Here is a 15964-nt window from a genome sequence, read left to right as displayed (position 1 = left end):
GCGGCGGTGAAAGCCCCCTGCGGGGCGTTGGGGTCCAGCGGCACGTTCTCGGCGCCGTCGGACTCCAGCACGATGCGCGCCGGCGGCGGGCCGTCGCCGCCCCCCATCACCGACCCGACCGTCGCGATGGCCTGCAGCGCGGTGAAGAGGCCTTCACCCGTCGCGGTCTTGGGGGCCGGTTTCAGGTTGTCGATCGCCGCCTTCACGGCCGCACGGTTGGTGGTCGGGGAGACCAGCAGCGAGGCGTTGGCCGCGAACTCCACCAGCCCCAGGTTGATGGCCGGCGTCAGCTCGTCGGCGAATTGCTTGCCGGCCTCCTTGGCGGCGGTCAGCCGGTCGGGCGGGACGTCGGTGGAGGCCATGGACTCCGACACGTCGATGACCAGCACGATGACGGCCCGGTTGCGCGGGATGCGCATGTCATGGGTCGGCGTGGCCAGCGCGATGGTCAGCAGGACCAGGCTGAGCAGTGATACGGCGATCGGAATGTGCCGCGTCGGCGACTGTGGCACGTTCGCCTCGGTGAACCGACGCAGCCGGCGCCGGCGGCGGGCCTGGACCAGGACGTAGACCGCGAGCAGGGCCAGCGGGAGCAAACCGAACAACAGCATGCCCGGCCGTTGAAAGCCGTACAGCGGTAATGGGCCGATCCCGGGAAGCGACACCCGCCAGTAAAGAGGAGACTCGTAGGCCCGTCAAACGGGGGCTATTCGCGCCTGAGCCGCCCGTCGACGAATTGCTCCAAGTTCTCCCATTCCCGCACCGCCGCGGCGTACGGCGCCGAGGGCTTGCCGACCGAGCCGGGCTCGAGAACGTAGGCCACCAGCTTGCCCAGTGGGCGGCCCGTCTCCAGCGCCTTGTCGACCGTGCCCTCCTCCGAGTAGTCGCCGATGTCGCGCAGCAGTTCTACGGCAAGGTCCAGCTGGTCGCGGTCCACGGCGTCCGGCCCGTCGGCGATGTCGTCGGCCAGCCCGCTGAGCACGTAGATGTTGTCCTCGGTGACCTTGACTTCCAGCGAACCGTCGGTGGCGGCGGTGCGGATGTCGTCGTAGGTGCTCAGGTCGGCCAGGTCGTGGTCGTGCTCGTCGGCGAGGTAACGGGCCAGCGCCCGTTCGGAGGTGAACACGCTGATGCGCCCGTTGCGGCCCAGGAAGATCGGGCGGTCGTCGAGGTAGCAACGCAGGGTGTAGAAGGTGCCCGAACTCGTCATGATCCGAATCGGGTCGATGCCCACCTGCTGCCAGAAATCCTCGTCGCTACCCAGGATCACGGTGTCAGCGGCCGCGCGGGGTTCCTCGGCGTCGGCCTCCACCGGCTCGTCGGCCTCGTCGTCGGCCTCGTCTTCGGCCTCCTCGGGCACGGCTTCGGTGTCTTCTGCCTCTTCTTCCTCGGGCTCTTCGGCCAGCTCGTCGGCGGCCTTGGTCGACAGCTTGGTGTCTACCTCGGGGGTGGTGACGATGTCTTCGATCGCGCCGAGCACGTCGTCCCAGCTGCGCCCGATGATCTCGCCGAGCGCGTTCCAGCGTTTGAGGCCGGCCTTGCCGCTGAAGTGGTCGATCCCGCCCGACACGGTGCCCAACGTGGGATTGCCGTTGAAGAACTTCGACACCGCCGCGAGCTCGCACACCGACCCGATGGACGAGACGAGCGCCAGCGTGCGGGCCAGCCCGCTCACCGACTCCTCCGTCGGCTTCTCCGACACCAGCTCCTCGACCGCGACCAGATCGAACTGCTGGTCGGCGGCCGGTGAGAACTTGTGCGCGTGCGCCGCGGTCAGGTCCTTCCACGCCGGGTGGTCAACCAGGTCGTTGTCGTTGTCGGAGCGCACGAACGCGACCAGGTCGGCGACGGAAGAGAAGACATACAGGTCCTCGTCCTTGCCCAGGAACGCCTCCCACTCGTCGCCGGCGTCCCGCCAGCGGGGCGCCCAGACGGTGTAGCGGTCACCATCGGAGAGGCTCAGGCGGATGGGCACGAGGTCAGCAGCCATGCGGCACACAATAGCGACGGCCACCGAAGGTGCTTGCCATCGGACCTAGCCCGGTGACGGCGAGCGCCGGGACGGGGCGAGTAAGGAATCGGGCGATCGGACCTAGCCCGGTGACGGCGAGCGCCGGGACGGGGCGAGTAAGGAACCGGGCGATTGGACCTAGCCCCAGATATCGGTGACCGGTGGCGCGCTGGCCGCGTATCCGGTTTTGGGCAGGCCGTACATCTGCTCGATCGTGGACAGCACGTTGTAGTGGTTGATCTGTTCGCTGTAATTGCCGGGACGGACGTGGGCGCCGTAAAAGATCGTGGGGATCTGGTTTCGGTTCCCGCCGTCGTCCTCGTCGAACGTCACGATCAGCAGGCTGTTGTTGGCCGCCGCCCAATTGGCGTAACCCGACAGCTCGCGGTTCAGCCAGGCGTCGGCCTGCGCAATGGAGCCGTCGTGCATGTTGTCGTCGTTGTTGGGGATGACGAACGACACGGTGGGCAGGCTGGCGTAGTTGCCCATCGGGAACGCCGAGAACGGCAGCGAGTTCGCCGGCGGCACATTGGTGAAGTTGGCCCAGGGCACGTGTTTGCGCGCGTACTTGCCGGCGCTGCACGCGGGCGAGCCGACCGCGGGCAGGCCTTCGGCGAAGCCGACGAATGTGTAGCCCGCGGCCAGCAGTTCGGAACCCAGGTTGGGGGCGGCGCCGCCGTTGACCGGGCATTGGTCCGTGGTCACCCCGAAGGTGTTGCCGGCGAACAGCGCCAGGTAGTTCGGCTCGCTGGGGTGTGTTTCGGCGAACGACTGGGCCATGTTGGCCCCACCCGCGGCCAGCGCGGTGATGAAGGGCGCCGACTTGTTGCCGATGATGTGCGACTCGGAACGGTTCTCCTCCACCACGATCACGATGTGGTCGGGCTTCGGAATGGCCGCTGCCACAAGGCCGATCCGCGGAGTCAACGGGCTGGCCGCCAACGCGATCAAGGCCATCGCGCCGAGCAGTTCAAGGACTCGAAATGCCCTGCCCGTCAACCCTGTTGAACCCGCGATTCCGCTCAGCACTACGGGAGCATATGGGTGGACCCGGCACACCGTCCGCGGCGACGCGGGCGGCTTCAGCGGGGCGTTAGCGAACTGCGGCCGGATCGTTATATAAGGTCAAGCACCGTGGAGGTGCGCGTTGTCGATCACCCGCTGGCGGTCGCCCGGCTGACGACGATGCGCGACGAGCGCACCGACAACGAGGGTTTCCGGGCGGCGTTGCGGGATGTGACCGCGATGCTGGTCTACGAAGCCACCCGGGACGCGCCCCGAGAGACCTTTCCCGTCCGCACGCCACTGGCGGAGACGCAGGGAGTGCGGCTGGCCAAACCGCCACTGCTGGTGCCGGTGCTGCGGGCCGGGCTGGGCATGGTGGATCAGGCGCTCGCGCTTCTGCCGCAAGCCCGGGTCGGATTCGTCGGCGTGGCCCGCGACGAGGAAACCCATCGCGCGACTGGGTATTTCGAGTCGCTGCCCGACGAGCTGGCCGGCCTGCCGGTGTTCGTCATGGATCCGATGCTGGCCACCGGCGGGTCGTTGCAGTACACGGTCGGCCTGCTGCTGGAGCGCGGTGCGACCGACATCACGGTGTTGTGCGCGGTGGCCGCGCCCGAAGGCGTTGCCGCGCTTGAGGAGAAGGCTCCCGAAGCGCGCCTGTTCACCGTGGCGGTCGACGACGGGCTCAACGAGAACGCTTACATCGTGCCGGGTCTCGGCGACGCGGGCGACCGTCAATACGGGCCGCGCTAGCCCGGTCACCAGCTCTGCGCCGCGGACACCAGCTCGTCGCGCACCGCCCTGGCCCGCTGGCGGGCGTCGTCCAGTTCGCCGGTCGCCGCGCAGCGAACCTCGATGTAGCACTTCAGCTTCGGCTCGGTCCCGGACGGCCGCACCACCAGCCTGACCGACGCGTCGTCGTCGCCGCCGGTGAAGATCAGCGCGTCGGCGATGGCGGTGACGGTCGCGGTGAACCCGGCCAGCGTTTCCGGTGGCGTCTCGCGCAGCCGCCGCATCAGCTCGGCGGCCTCGGCGGCGTCGGCGACGCGGCGCGACACCGCGGCGACGTCGTGCACGCCGTATCGCCGGGCGAGGTCGTCGAGCGCGTCGGAAACCGAACGGCCCCGGTCTTTGAGCGCGGCCACCAGATCGCACACCAGCACCGCGGCGCTGATGCCGTCCTTGTCGCGCACGGCGTCCGGGTCGACGCAGTGCCCGATCGCCTCCTCGTAGGCGTACATCAGCGTGCCGTCCGGCACGCCGGCGTCGGCGCGCGCCAGCCACTTGAAGCCGGTGAGGGTTTCGACGTGGGTGGCCCCGTACCGGCGCGCGATGGCCGCCAGCATCCGTGACGACACCACGGTGCTGGCCACCACCGCCGTTCGGGGATCGGCGGCCCGCGACAAGATGTAATCGCCAAGCAGCCAACCGGTTTCGTCCCCGGACAGCATCCGCCAGCCCGAGCCGGCCGGGACGCCGACCGCGCATCGGTCGGCGTCGGGGTCCAGCGCGATCGCGACGTCGGCCGTGACCTCCGCGGCCAACGCGAGCAGCGCGTCGGTGGCGCCGGGTTCCTCGGGATTGGGGAAGGCGACGGTGGGAAAGTCGGGGTCCGGTGCGAACTGCGCTCCCACGGTGTGCACCTGCCCGAAACCGGCGCGCTGCAACGCTTCCACGGCCACGCCGCCGCCCACCCCGTGCAGCGGGGTCAAAGCCACCCGCACCGAACCGGTGCCGCGCCGCACCGCGGCGGCGCGCGCGATGTAGCGCTCGACCAGATCGCTGACGGCGGGCTGCACCGGAGCCCGGTGGATTTCGTCGGCCGGGGGAGCGGCGGAGATCGCGGCCTCGATCTCGCGATCGGTCGGGGAGACGATCTGGATGCCACCGTCGGTGTAGACCTTGAAGCCGTTGTCGGTCGGCGGGTTGTGCGAGGCGGTGATCTGTATGCCCGCGGCGGCGCCGGTGTGGCGCACGGCGAACGCGACCACCGGCGTCGGCACCGGCCCAGGCAGCAGCAGCACCGAGAAGCCCTGGGCGGCAAGCACTTCGGCAGTAACCGTGGCGAAAACGGCGGAGCCGTGCCGGGAGTCGCGCCCGACGATGACCGGCGAGCCGGCCAGGCCGCGTCCGTCGAGTATCCGCGCCACCGCCCAGGTGGCGCGCGACACCACCGCCACGTTCATGGCGTCGGGGCCGCCGCGCACCGGACCGCGCAGGCCGGCGGTGCCGAACGTGAGCGGGTGGGCGAACCGCGCGGCGAGCTCCTCGGGACCGCACGCCGCGAGCTCGGCGGCCGTAGCCGGGTCGGGATCGTGTGCGATCCACTCCGCCGCGGCGATCCGCTCCTCGGGCGTCATCTCACAACCGGGCTACGACGTCGGCCAGCAGCGCGCCCATGCGGCTGGCCGACGCGGCGCCGGCGGCGAGCACCTCCGCGTGGCTCAGCGGCTCGCCGCCGATCCCCGCGGCCGGGTTGGTGACCAACGACACCCCCAGCACCTCGGCGCCGGCCGCCCGGGCCGCGATGGTCTCGTGCACGGTCGACATGCCGACCAGGTCGGCGCCCAGCATCCGCAGCATGCGCACCTCGGCGGGCGTCTCGTAGTGCGGCCCGGGCAGGCCGGCGTAGACGCCCTCGGCCAGTCCCGGGTCGCCCTGGCGGGCGAGGTCCCGCAGCCGCGGCGAGTAGGCGTCGGTCAAGTCCACGAACTGCGGGCCGACCAACGGCGAACGGGCGGTCAGGTTGAGGTGGTCGCTGATCAGCACCGGCTGGCCTACCGCCAGGTCGGGCCGCACGCCGCCGGCCGCGTTGGTGAGCACGACGATGCGCGCCCCCGCCGCGCAGGCCGCGCGCACCGGGTGTACGACGTGGCACAGGTCGTGGCCCTCGTACGCGTGCACGCGACCGACCAGCACCAGCACCCGGCGATCGCCGATTCGCGTCGAGATCAGCTCGCCGGTGTGCCCGACGGCGGTGGGCGGCGCGAACCCGGGCACGTCGGCCTGGGGCAGCACGGCGGTCGGGGAGCCGAGCGCGGAAACCGCCGGGCGCCAGCCGGATCCGAGCACGATGGCGACGTCGTGCTCGGGTACGCCGGTGCGCTCCCCGATGGCCTGCGCCGCCCGCCGCGCGAGGTCGGCGGGGTCGAGCGGGGGTTCGGCCACAGTCGGGGAGCTTAGCGGCGGAGTGGCGCGCGCCGGAATATGTGAAAATCTGCCGCATGAATCTTCGTAGGTGGCCGGTTGTCGGCCTAGCCGTCGCCGTTGCGGTGGCGGTGCTTTCGATCACGACCGGTCCGACGGCGCCGGCGCGGGCCGACGGATGTCCCGACGTTCAGCTCATCTTCGCCCGCGGCACCGCGGAGCCGCCCGGCCTCGGGGTCGCCGGAGACGCGCTGCTCGCCGCGCTGCAGCCCGCCCTCGGCTCGCGCAGCGTCGACGCGTACGCGGTGAACTACCCTGCCAGCTACAACTTCCTGCAGACCGCCGACGGCGCCAACGACGCCCGCGACCACATCGCGCAGATGGTCGACCAGTGCCCGGCGACGAAGCTGGTGCTCGGCGGCTTCTCGCAGGGCGCCGCCGCGGTCTCGATGCTGGCGGGGGTGCCGCCGCTGGGCGAGCGCATCGGCAACTTCGGGTCGGCTCCCGCGCTGGACCCGGGGCTGGCCAACAAGGTCAGGGCGGTGGCGGTGTTCGGCAACCCCGGAAACCGGTTCAACACGCCCTTGTCGACCGCGGGCCAGTTCGCCGGCCGCGCCATCGACATCTGCGTTGACGGTGATCCGGTGTGCGTGGTCGGCGGCCGGGACCGGGAGGCCCACCACGATTACGGTGTGCCGCCCTACCCCGGACAGGCCGCCGGATTCATCGCCGGGCTGGTGTAACTGAGGCCGTGAAGGTCGCGGTGGGATACTGCGAGAATGCCCACCACCGCATTGGACAACGTCGAGGATGTCGTGCGGCGACGGGGCTCCGACCTGGTTGAGCTGTCCCACGCCATCCACGCCGAGCCCGAGCTGGCGTTCGCCGAGCATCGCAGCTGCGCCAAGGCCCAGGCGCTGGTCGCCGAACGCGGTTTCGAGATCACCGCGTCCGCGGGCGGCCTGGACACCGCCTTCCGCGCCGACTTCGGCAGCGGGCCGCTGACCATCGGGGTGTGCGCCGAATACGACGCGCTTCCCGAGATCGGCCACGCCTGCGGCCACAACATCATCGCCGCATCGGCGGTGGGCACCGCGCTGGCGCTGGCCGAGGTGGCCGACGACCTGGGCCTGCGGGTGGCTCTGATCGGCACCCCCGCCGAGGAGGCGGGTGGCGGCAAGGCGCTGCTGTTGCAGGCCGGGGTGTTCGACGACGTGGCGGCGGCGGTGATGCTGCACCCGGGGCCCGCCGACATCGCGGCGGCCCGTTCACTGGCGCTGTCGGAAGCGACCGTGCACTACCGCGGCAAGGAATCCCATGCTGCCGTCGCGCCGCATCAGGGGGTCAACGCCGCCGACGCCGTGACCGTCGCGCAGGTGGCCGTCGGGCTGTTGAGGCAACAGCTGGCCCCCGGCCAACTGGTGCACGGCATCGTCACCGACGGCGGCCAGGCGGTCAACGTCATCCCCGGGCACGCGACGCTGCTGTATGCCATGCGGGCGGTCGAATCGGACTCGTTGAGACAGCTGGAGGGCAGGATGTACGCGTGCTTCGCCGCGGGTGCGCTGGCCACCGGCTGCGACTACGAGATCGACAACCCGGCACCCCCCTACGACGAACTCAGGCCCGACGAATGGCTGGCCGACGTCTTCCGCGACGAGATGCGCCGGCTCGGGCGCGAGCCGGTGGCCCGCGAGTTCGAAGCGGCGCTGCCCATGGGCAGCACCGACATGGGCAACGTGACGCACGTGCTGCCGGGCATCCATCCGATCGTCGGGGTCGACGCCGGTGGCGCCATGGTGCACCAGCGCGCGTTCGCCACGGCCGCCGCCGGCCCCAGCGCCGACCGCGCCGTCGTCGAGGGCGCGATCATGCTGGCCCGCACGGTGGTTCAGCTGGCCCAGACGCCGGCCGAACGTGACCGCGTGCTGGCCACGCAGGAACGGCGGGCGCACGCATGAGCCTCGCCGACGCCGCTTCCTCCTGGCTGGCCGCACACCACGACGACCTGGTCGAATGGCGCCGGCACATCCACCGCTACCCCGAGCTGGGCCGCCAGGAGTACGCCACCACCCAGTTCGTCGCCGAGCGGCTGGCCGACGCGGGGCTCAACCCAAAGGTGCTACCGGGCGGAACGGGACTGGTCTGCGATCTGGGGCCCGAACACGAGCCGCGCATCGCGCTGCGGGCCGACATGGACGCGCTGCCCATGGCCGAGCGCACCGGCGCGCCCTACACCTCCACCATGCCCAACGTCGCGCACGCCTGCGGCCATGACGCCCACACCGCCATCCTGCTCGGCACCGCGCTGACCCTGGCGTCGGTGCCGCAGCTGCCGGTCGGGGTGCGGCTGATCTTCCAGGCCGCCGAGGAGCTGATGCCCGGCGGCGCGATCGACGCCATCGCCGCGGGGGCGATCACCGGGGTGTCGCGGATCTTCGCCCTGCACTGCGATCCCCGGCTCGAGGTCGGCCAGATCGCGGTCCGGCACGGGCCCATCACCTCGGCGGCCGACCAGATCGAGATCATCCTGCATTCCCCGGGCGGGCACACGTCGCGTCCGCACCTGACCGCCGACCTGGTCTACGGGCTCGGCACGCTGATCACCGGGCTGCCCGGGGTGTTGTCGCGGCGCATCGACCCGCGCAACGGCACCGTGCTGGTGTGGGGCGCGGTCAACGCGGGGGTGGCCGCCAACGCCATCCCGCAGAGCGGGGTGCTGGGCGGCACGGTCCGCACCGCCAGCCGGCAGACCTGGGTGGGCCTCGAGGAGATCATCCGCGACACGGTGTCGGCCCTGCTGGCGCCGCTGGGCATCGACCACACGCTGCAATACCGGCGCGGCGTGCCGCCGGTGGTCAACGAGGACGTCTCGACGCGCATCCTCACCCACGCGATCGAGGCCATCGGCCCGGACGCGCTCGCCGACACCCGCCAGTCCGGCGGGGGCGAGGACTTCTCCTGGTACCTCGAGGAGATTCCCGGCGCGATGGCGCGCCTGGGCGTGTGGCCGGGCCAGGGGCCGCAGCTGGATTTGCACCAGCCGACGTTCGACCTCGACGAGCGCGCCCTGGCGATCGGGCTGCGCGTGATGGTCAACATCGTCGAGCAGGCGGCCGCGTTTTCGCTGCCCTAGCTCGTGGCACGCACGACGTGCCCGGCGATGTGCGCATAGGTTCGACGGGTGACGTCGGTCGCCGCGCTCATGATGTTGTAGCCGTGGTCGACGCCGGCCACCTCGTGGTACTCCGCCAATGCTCCTGCGGCGTCGAGCTTTTCGGCGTATCTGCGGGCCTCGTCGCGAAGCCGATCGTGTTCGGCCGTCACGACCAATGCCGGTGCGATGCCCGCGATTGCGTCGGCGTTGTCGCCCCAGGCGGGAGAGGCGAGGCGGTCGCGCCGCTGTGCCGGGTCGGGCACGTAAGCGGTGTCGAACACCTCGCCCATCCACGGTTTCATGACCGCCCGGTCGCCCGCGCTGGACGGCTTGTCGCGGGTGGGCGTCACGAGGTCAAGCGGCGCGTAATGCAGCACCTGCAACGCGATGCGGGGCCCGCCGTTCTCCAGGGCCAGCCGTGCCGCGGCGGCGCTGAGGTTGCCGCCGGCGCTCTGGCCGCCGACGCAGAGCCGGCTGCCGTCCCAGTCGCGGTCGGGGGCCGCCGCCCAGCACACGATGTCGTAGACCTGATGGGGCGCCGCGGGAAAGCGGTGACGCGGCGCCAGCACATAGTCCGGATTGATCACCACGACGCCCGCGTTCGCGGCGAGGTATCGGCACCACGGATCGTCTTGTTCGGGGTGCCCGACCACGAAGCCGCCGCCGTGCACGTTGACGTAGACGGACGGGTTCGCCGTGCCGGCCGGCGGGCGGTAGACGGTTGCCGACGCCGCGCCGTGCCGGGTGGGGATGGAGACCTCAGAGGTCTGGCTCCGAAATTCCGGAAACCGCACGGCGGCCTTGGGAGCCGGCCTGACCGTGGCGGCGAACGTACGCGCCAGTGCGTCGGCGACCACCGGTGTGGAGAGAATCGACACGGGCCTTAGGAGCCCGTTCCCGGACCGACGTTGTGGGCCGGTCGAGTTCGCAGGTTGTGCACGTAATCGGCCGGCGCTCCGGCGATTTCGGCCGCATCCGCCATCACGCCGAGATACCGCGCGGACGGCAGCCCACCCTCCCAGGCGTCGAGCACATACAGCCACGCCAGCACGGGGTCGGTGCTGGTGTCCGACGAGATGCGCTCCACCCGGCAGCGGATCTTCTTGTGCACCCCGAACTCGGAGCCCTCCCACCGGTCGAGGTTGTTCTCGTCGGCCGGGGTCATGTCGTACAGGACGACGAACACCTTGGAATCCGGATCTTCGACGACCGTGGCCAGCGCGCCTTCCCAGCCGATGTCCTCGCCCCCGAACGTCAATCGCCACCCGTGCAACCAGCCCGTTCCGGCCATCGGCGAATGGGGTGCGCGCTTGAGCATCTGCTCAGGATCCATGTTCGACCCGTAGGCGGCGTAGATCGGCACGGGGAAAGCTTAGACGTCACACGCGCGCGCGGTCTTGTCCCGACGGCATCGTCGCCGCGCTGCGGTGGCCCGGGTCCCCCCGCTAGGTTGGGGCTGTGGCGACCCGCATCGTGATCCTCGGTGGAGGCCCGGCCGGTTACGAAGCCGCGCTGGTGGCCGCCACCTCCCACCCCGACACCACCCACGTCACGGTGATCGACTCCGACGGGATCGGCGGCGCGGCCGTGCTGGACGACTGCGTTCCGTCCAAGACGTTCATCGCGTCGACCTGGCTGCGCACCGAGTTGCGCAGGGCGCCGCGGCTCGGCTTCGACATCGACATCGACGACGCGAAGATCTCGCTGCCGCGGATTCACGCCCGGGTCAAGCAACTCGCCACCGAGCAGTCGGCCGACATCACCGAACAGCTGCTCGGCATGGGCGTGCACGTGGTCGCCGGGCACGGCGAGCTGATCGACCCCACACCGGGGCTGGCCTGCCACCGCATCAAGGCGACCGCCCCCGACGGCACCACCAGCGAGTACGAGGCCGACGTCGTGCTGATCGCGACGGGCGCCAGCCCGCGGGTCCTGCCGTCCGCGCAGCCCGACGGTGAGCGGATCCTGACCTGGCGGCAGCTCTACAACCTGGAGGCGCTGCCCGAACACCTCATCGTGGTCGGGTCGGGTGTCACCGGTGCCGAGTTCGTGCACGCCTACACCGAGCTGGGCGTACCCGTGACGGTTGTCGCCAGCCGGGACCGGGTGCTGCCCTACGAGGACGCCGACGCCGCGTTGGTCCTGGAAGAGGCGTTCTCCGAGCGCGGCGTCGAGCTGGTCAAGAACGCCCGTGCCCAGTCGGTGACCCGCACCGGAGACGGCGTGCTGGTCACCCTGGCCGACGGGCGCACCGTCGAGGGCAGCCACGCCCTGATGACCATCGGTTCGGTCCCCAACACCGGCGGGCTCGGCCTGGACCGCGTCGGCATCGAGCTGGGCCGCGGCGGCTACCTGACCGTGGACCGGGTGTCGCGGACCTCCGTGGCCGGCATCTACGCCGCCGGCGACTGCACCGGCCTGCTGCCGCTGGCGTCGGTGGCCGCCATGCAGGGCCGCATCGCGATGTATCACGCGCTGGGCGAGGGCGTCAGCCCGATCCGGTTGCGCACGGTGGCGGCGACGGTGTTCACCCGGCCGGAGATCGCGGCCGTCGGGGTGCCGCAAACGATGATCGACGACGGTTCGGTGTCGGCCCGCACGATCATGCTGCCGCTGCGCACCAACGCGCGGGCCAAGATGTCCGGGCTGCGACAGGGTTTCGTGAAGATGTTCTGCCGGAAGTCCACCGGCGTGGTGATCGGTGGCGTGGTGGTGGCCCCGATCGCATCGGAACTGATCCTGCCGATCGCCGTGGCCGTCCAAAACCGCATCACGGTCAACGAGCTGGCGCAGACGCTCGCCGTTTACCCGTCGCTGTCCGGTTCGATCACCGAGGCCGCTCGTCGGCTGATGGCCCACGACGATCTCGACTAGCCTTGGTCCGACACCGTCCTACTGGCGAGTAACCGACAGGAGTTTCCCGGTGAGGAGTCCTCTGCCGTGAGCAACCCGATACAGGCGCCCCAGAGCACACAGACCTGGGCGGCTTCCACGTTGGGACCTCAGCAGCGCGCGCTGGCGTGGGAGCGACTCGGCGCCGAGCAGTTCGACGTCGTCGTCATCGGCGGCGGCGTGGTGGGCTCCGGTTGCGCGCTGGACGCCGCCACCCGAGGGCTGAAGGTGGCGCTGGTCGAGGCGCGCGATTTCGCGTCGGGCACCTCGAGCCGGTCGTCGAAGATGTTTCACGGCGGGTTGCGTTATCTCGAACAACTGGAGTTCGGGCTGGTGCGCGAGGCGCTTTACGAGCGGGAGCTGTCGCTGACCACCCTGGCGCCGCATCTGGTCAAGCCGATGCCGTTCTTGTTTCCGCTGACCAACCGCGTGTGGGAGCGGCCCTACGTCGCCGCGGGCATCTTCCTTTACGACCGGATGGGCGGCGCGAAATCCGTTCCGGCGCAAAGGCATCTGACCCGGGCCGGCGCGTTGCGGTTGAGTCCTGGCTTAAAGCGGACGTCCCTGATCGGCGGAATCCGCTACTACGACACCGTCGTCGACGACGCCCGGCACACCATGACCGTCGCGCGCACCGCCGCCCACTACGGCGCGGTGGTGCGGACCTCCACCCAGGTGGTCGCGATGCTGCGCGAGGGCGACCGGGTGACCGGCGTGCGGGTCCGCGACTCCGAGAACGGCGCCGTCACCGAAGTCCGCGGCCACGTCGTGGTCAATGCGACCGGGGTGTGGACCGACGAGATTCAGGCGTTGTCGAAGCAGCGCGGGCGATTTCAGGTGCGCGCGTCCAAGGGCGTGCACGTGGTGGTGCCGCGCGACCGTATCGTCAGCGACGTCGCCATCATCCTGCGCACCGAGAAGTCGGTGATGTTCGTCATCCCGTGGGGCACGCACTGGATCATCGGCACGACCGATACCGACTGGAATCTGGACCTGGCCCACCCCGCGGCCACCAAGGCCGACATCGACTACATCCTGCAGACGGTCAACACCGTGCTGGCCATTCCGCTGACGCATGCCGACATCGACGGCGTGTACGCGGGGCTGCGGCCGCTGCTGGCCGGGGAGAGCGAGGAGACCTCCAAGCTGTCGCGCGAGCACGCGGTGGCGGTGCCCGCGCCGGGATTGGTGGCCATCGCCGGCGGCAAGTACACGACCTATCGGGTGATGGCCGCCGATGCGATCGACGCGGCGGCCCAGTTCGTCCCGGCCCGCGTGGCGCCCTCGATCACCGAGAAGGTCAGCCTGCTGGGTGCCGACGGTTACTTCGCCCTGGTGAATCAGGCCGAACACGTTGCGGCGCTGCAAGGTTTGCATCCGTACCGGGTGCGGCATCTGCTGGATCGCTACGGTTCGCTGATCGGCGACGTGCTGGGTCTGGCGGCCGGAAACGCCGACCTGCTCAGCCCGATCAAGGAGGCGCCGGGCTACCTGAAGGTGGAGGCCCTGTACGCCGTCATCGCCGAGGGGGCGCTGCACCTCGAGGACATCCTGGCCCGCCGGATGCGCATTTCCATCGAGTACTCGCACCGCGGCGTGGACTGCGCCGGCGAGGTCGCCGACGTGGTCGCGCCCGTGCTCGGCTGGAGTGCCGCCGACGTCGAGCGTGAGGTGGCGAACTACTCCGCGCGGGTGGAGGCCGAGATCTTGTCGCAGGCCCAGCCCGACGACGTGTCGGCGGACGAGCTGCGGGCGAGCGCCCCGGAGGCGCGCGCCGAGATCCTCGAGCCGGTGCCTTTGAATTGAGCGTCAGGTGAGAACGGCGCCGCTGCCGGTGCGCGACGGGCTCGGCCCGGCGCGGGTGCGGCTGCACGGCGGACCGGTCCTGGCCGAGCTGACCGAGCGGTTCGGCGCGCCGGCGCGGTCGAAGGTGCTGGCCGGGGAGGTGGTCGACGCCGACGGTGCGGTGGTCGACGAGGCCACGGTGCTGCCCGCCGGATCACACGTGTTTCTCTACCGGGAGCTGCCTCATGAAGTTCCGGTGCCATTCGACATTCCGGTGCTTCATCGCGACGCCGACATCGTGGTCGTCGACAAGCCGCATTTTCTGGCCACCATGCCGCGCGGCAGCCACGTGGCGCAGACGGCGCTGGTGCGGCTGCGCCGGGAGCTGGGCCTGCCTGAGCTGAGCCCGGCGCATCGGCTGGACCGGCTGACCGCCGGGGTGTTGCTGTTCACCGCGCGCCGCGAGGTGCGCGGCACATACCAGACGCTGTTCTCGCGGGGGTTGGTGCGCAAGACGTATCTGGCGCGCGCCGCCGTGGACCCGGCCCTGGTGTTGCCGCGCGTGGTGCGCAGCCGGATCGTCAAGCGGCGCGGGGTTTTGCAGGCCGTCTGCGAACCCGGAGCGCCCAACGCGGAAACGCTGGTGGAACTCCTTTCCCCGGACGGCCTGTACCGGCTCACCCCGCGCACCGGGCGCACCCACCAGCTGCGCGTGAGCATGGCCGCCCTTGGTGTACCGATCAACGGAGACCCGTTGTACCCCAACATCATTGACGTGCCGGCCGATGATTTCAGCACGCCGCTGCGGTTGCTGGCGCAGCGCATCGAGTTCGACGATCCGGTGACGGGGGACCTCCGCGAGTTCGTCAGCCGGCGAGCGGGGCCGTAGTTTCGCTCGGTCTGTCGTGCCGATGGCTTGCCGGGCGCGCGCTCTAGGTGGACAGTCGTATTGAAAACCTCGAACGCTTCGGAGGCCGCCGATGGAGATCGTCCCGTCGGGCCTGGGCTTCGCTGCAGAGGTGTGTGGGGTCAGCATTCAGGACGTCGCGGCATCGGAGGTCGCGCACGCAGCGGTACGCGCGGCGTTCGAGGAGCATTCGGTCCTGGTGTTCCGAGATCAGGACGTCACCGACGAAGCGCAGCTCGCCTTCTCCCGCTGCTTCGGTCCGCTCGAGGTCACCAAGGTCGGTTCGGACGGGCATGGCACCAACCTCGTCATCCTCAAGACCCTCGACGAGGCGGGCAACGTCGTGCCCGAAGGCCACCGGATTGCCCTAGAGAACAAGGCCAACCAGCTCTGGCATACCGACAGCTCGTTCAAGCGCGTCCCGGCGCTCGCTTCGGTGTTGTCGTCGCGCGTCATTCCGGGGCATGGAGGTGAGACCGAGTATGTCTCCACCCGGCTCGCCTTCGAACGCCTCGATCCCGGGTTACAACGGCGGCTCGAAGATTGCTTTGCCTGGCACGAGTACGCCTATTCGCGCGGCAAGATCGCGCCCGACCTGGCCGGCCCGGCCGAGCGCGCGGCGCTGCCGCCGCAATGCTGGCGTCTGGTGTGGCGCAATCCGGTCAACGGCCGCAAGGCGCTGTATTTGGCCTCGCACGCGTACGCGATCGAGGGTATGGCGCCGGCGGCGGCGCGGGAGCTGATCGCCGGGCTGACCGAGGCAGCAACTGCCCGTGAGGCCCGATTCGTGCACTCGTGGCGCGAGGGCGACGTGGTGATGTGGGATAACCGCGCGGTCATGCATCGCGGCCGGCCGTGGCCGGCGGGGGAGCCACGCTTCATGGTGCGGAGCACGATTTCCGCGACGGCCGCGGACGGGCTGGGGGCCATGCGGTTGTCGTAGCCGGGTGGCATAATCGAATGTATGTTCGAATCGAGGGGGTCGTCGCCCGCGGTGATCGCGGAGTTCGATGAGCACTTCGAGCGGCGGTATCCGTCTGCGACGGCGGAGTCGGCGGCG

At 70.5% G+C, this 15964-nt stretch carries 15 protein-coding genes; 8 read left to right on the top strand and 7 right to left on the bottom strand.

Features of this window, described 5'->3' with window-relative positions; translation table 11 throughout:
• The 3 genes from A5750_RS11645 to A5750_RS11635 all read right to left on the bottom strand — a co-directional run.
• A partial coding sequence (locus tag A5750_RS11645; protein ID WP_067262926.1) for a VWA domain-containing protein occupies nucleotides 1–665 on the bottom strand: 665 nt, incomplete at its 3' end.
• Nucleotides 666–706: 41 nt separating this feature from the next.
• Nucleotides 707–1990, bottom strand: coding sequence for a primosomal protein (locus tag A5750_RS11640; RefSeq protein ID WP_067262923.1), 1284 nt, complete (start codon nucleotides 1988–1990; stop codon nucleotides 707–709).
• Nucleotides 1991–2149: 159 nt separating this feature from the next.
• Nucleotides 2150–2968, bottom strand: coding sequence for an alkaline phosphatase family protein (locus tag A5750_RS11635; protein ID WP_067262920.1), 819 nt, complete (start codon nucleotides 2966–2968; stop codon nucleotides 2150–2152).
• A 177-nt stretch (nucleotides 2969–3145) separates the two neighbouring features.
• On the opposite strand from A5750_RS11635, the gene upp reads away from it, so the two are divergent.
• Nucleotides 3146–3769: a uracil phosphoribosyltransferase gene (gene upp / locus A5750_RS11630; RefSeq protein WP_066951422.1), complete on the top strand. Its 624-nt coding sequence runs from the start codon at nucleotides 3146–3148 to the stop codon at nucleotides 3767–3769.
• Between the two features lie 5 nt (nucleotides 3770–3774).
• On the opposite strand, the gene A5750_RS11625 is transcribed toward upp, so the two are convergent.
• Together A5750_RS11625 and A5750_RS11620 are read right to left on the bottom strand one after the other, a co-directional pair.
• A complete protein-coding gene (locus A5750_RS11625; protein WP_067262917.1) occupies nucleotides 3775–5376 on the bottom strand; it encodes a phospho-sugar mutase in 1602 nt (533 codons plus the stop codon).
• A gap of 1 nt (nucleotide 5377) precedes the next feature.
• A complete protein-coding gene (locus A5750_RS11620) occupies nucleotides 5378–6184 on the bottom strand; it encodes a purine-nucleoside phosphorylase (RefSeq protein WP_067262914.1) in 807 nt (268 codons plus the stop codon).
• Between the two features lie 104 nt (nucleotides 6185–6288).
• On the opposite strand from A5750_RS11620, the gene A5750_RS11615 reads away from it, so the two are divergent.
• From A5750_RS11615 to A5750_RS11605, 3 genes are read left to right on the top strand one after another with little or no spacing between them, the layout of a single operon-like run.
• Entirely contained in the window at nucleotides 6289–6906 is a 618-nt protein-coding gene (locus A5750_RS11615; RefSeq protein ID WP_231989175.1) for a cutinase family protein, read from the top strand.
• A 36-nt stretch (nucleotides 6907–6942) separates the two neighbouring features.
• Nucleotides 6943–8124, top strand: coding sequence for a M20 family metallopeptidase (locus tag A5750_RS11610; protein WP_067262911.1), 1182 nt, complete (start codon nucleotides 6943–6945; stop codon nucleotides 8122–8124).
• Nucleotides 8121–9299 carry an amidohydrolase gene (locus tag A5750_RS11605; protein WP_066949958.1) on the top strand — a complete coding sequence of 393 codons (1179 nt, stop codon included), beginning with the start codon at nucleotides 8121–8123 and terminating at the stop codon, nucleotides 9297–9299. Before A5750_RS11610 ends, A5750_RS11605 begins: the two co-directional genes overlap by 4 nt.
• Here A5750_RS11605 and A5750_RS11600 read toward each other — a convergent pair.
• Together A5750_RS11600 and A5750_RS11595 are read right to left on the bottom strand one after the other, a co-directional pair.
• Nucleotides 9296–10114 carry an alpha/beta hydrolase gene (locus A5750_RS11600; protein ID WP_067262928.1) on the bottom strand — a complete coding sequence of 273 codons (819 nt, stop codon included), beginning with the start codon at nucleotides 10112–10114 and terminating at the stop codon, nucleotides 9296–9298. The two genes, A5750_RS11605 and A5750_RS11600, sit on opposite strands and share 4 nt — an antisense overlap.
• An 89-nt stretch (nucleotides 10115–10203) precedes the next feature.
• Complete coding sequence (locus A5750_RS11595; protein WP_066949956.1) at nucleotides 10204–10683, bottom strand: gamma-glutamylcyclotransferase; 480 nt, start codon at nucleotides 10681–10683, stop codon at nucleotides 10204–10206.
• 95 nt (nucleotides 10684–10778) lie between these two features.
• On the opposite strand from A5750_RS11595, the gene A5750_RS11590 reads away from it, so the two are divergent.
• The 4 genes from A5750_RS11590 to A5750_RS11575 all read left to right on the top strand — a co-directional run bounded on the left by A5750_RS11590 (nucleotide 10779) and on the right by A5750_RS11575 (nucleotide 15847).
• Nucleotides 10779–12194 (top strand): NAD(P)H-quinone dehydrogenase, encoded by a 1416-nt coding sequence (locus tag A5750_RS11590; RefSeq protein ID WP_066949953.1) that lies wholly within the window; start codon nucleotides 10779–10781, stop codon nucleotides 12192–12194.
• A gap of 66 nt (nucleotides 12195–12260) precedes the next feature.
• The gene (locus tag A5750_RS11585) at nucleotides 12261–14018 is read left to right on the top strand and encodes a glycerol-3-phosphate dehydrogenase/oxidase (protein WP_066949950.1); all 1758 of its coding nucleotides are present in this window, start codon (nucleotides 12261–12263) and stop codon (nucleotides 14016–14018) included.
• A gap of 7 nt (nucleotides 14019–14025) precedes the next feature.
• Nucleotides 14026–14886, top strand: coding sequence for a pseudouridine synthase (locus A5750_RS11580; protein ID WP_067262908.1), 861 nt, complete (start codon nucleotides 14026–14028; stop codon nucleotides 14884–14886).
• 91 nt (nucleotides 14887–14977) lie between these two features.
• The gene (locus tag A5750_RS11575; protein ID WP_067262904.1) at nucleotides 14978–15847 is read left to right on the top strand and encodes a TauD/TfdA family dioxygenase; all 870 of its coding nucleotides are present in this window, start codon (nucleotides 14978–14980) and stop codon (nucleotides 15845–15847) included.
• Nucleotides 15848–15964 lie beyond the last annotated feature (117 nt).

Source organism: Mycobacterium sp. 852002-51613_SCH5001154 (genome assembly GCF_001667425.1).
Taxonomy (GTDB): Bacteria; Actinomycetota; Actinomycetes; order Mycobacteriales; family Mycobacteriaceae; genus Mycobacterium.
This window is presented reverse-complemented; position numbering and strand designations above follow the sequence as displayed.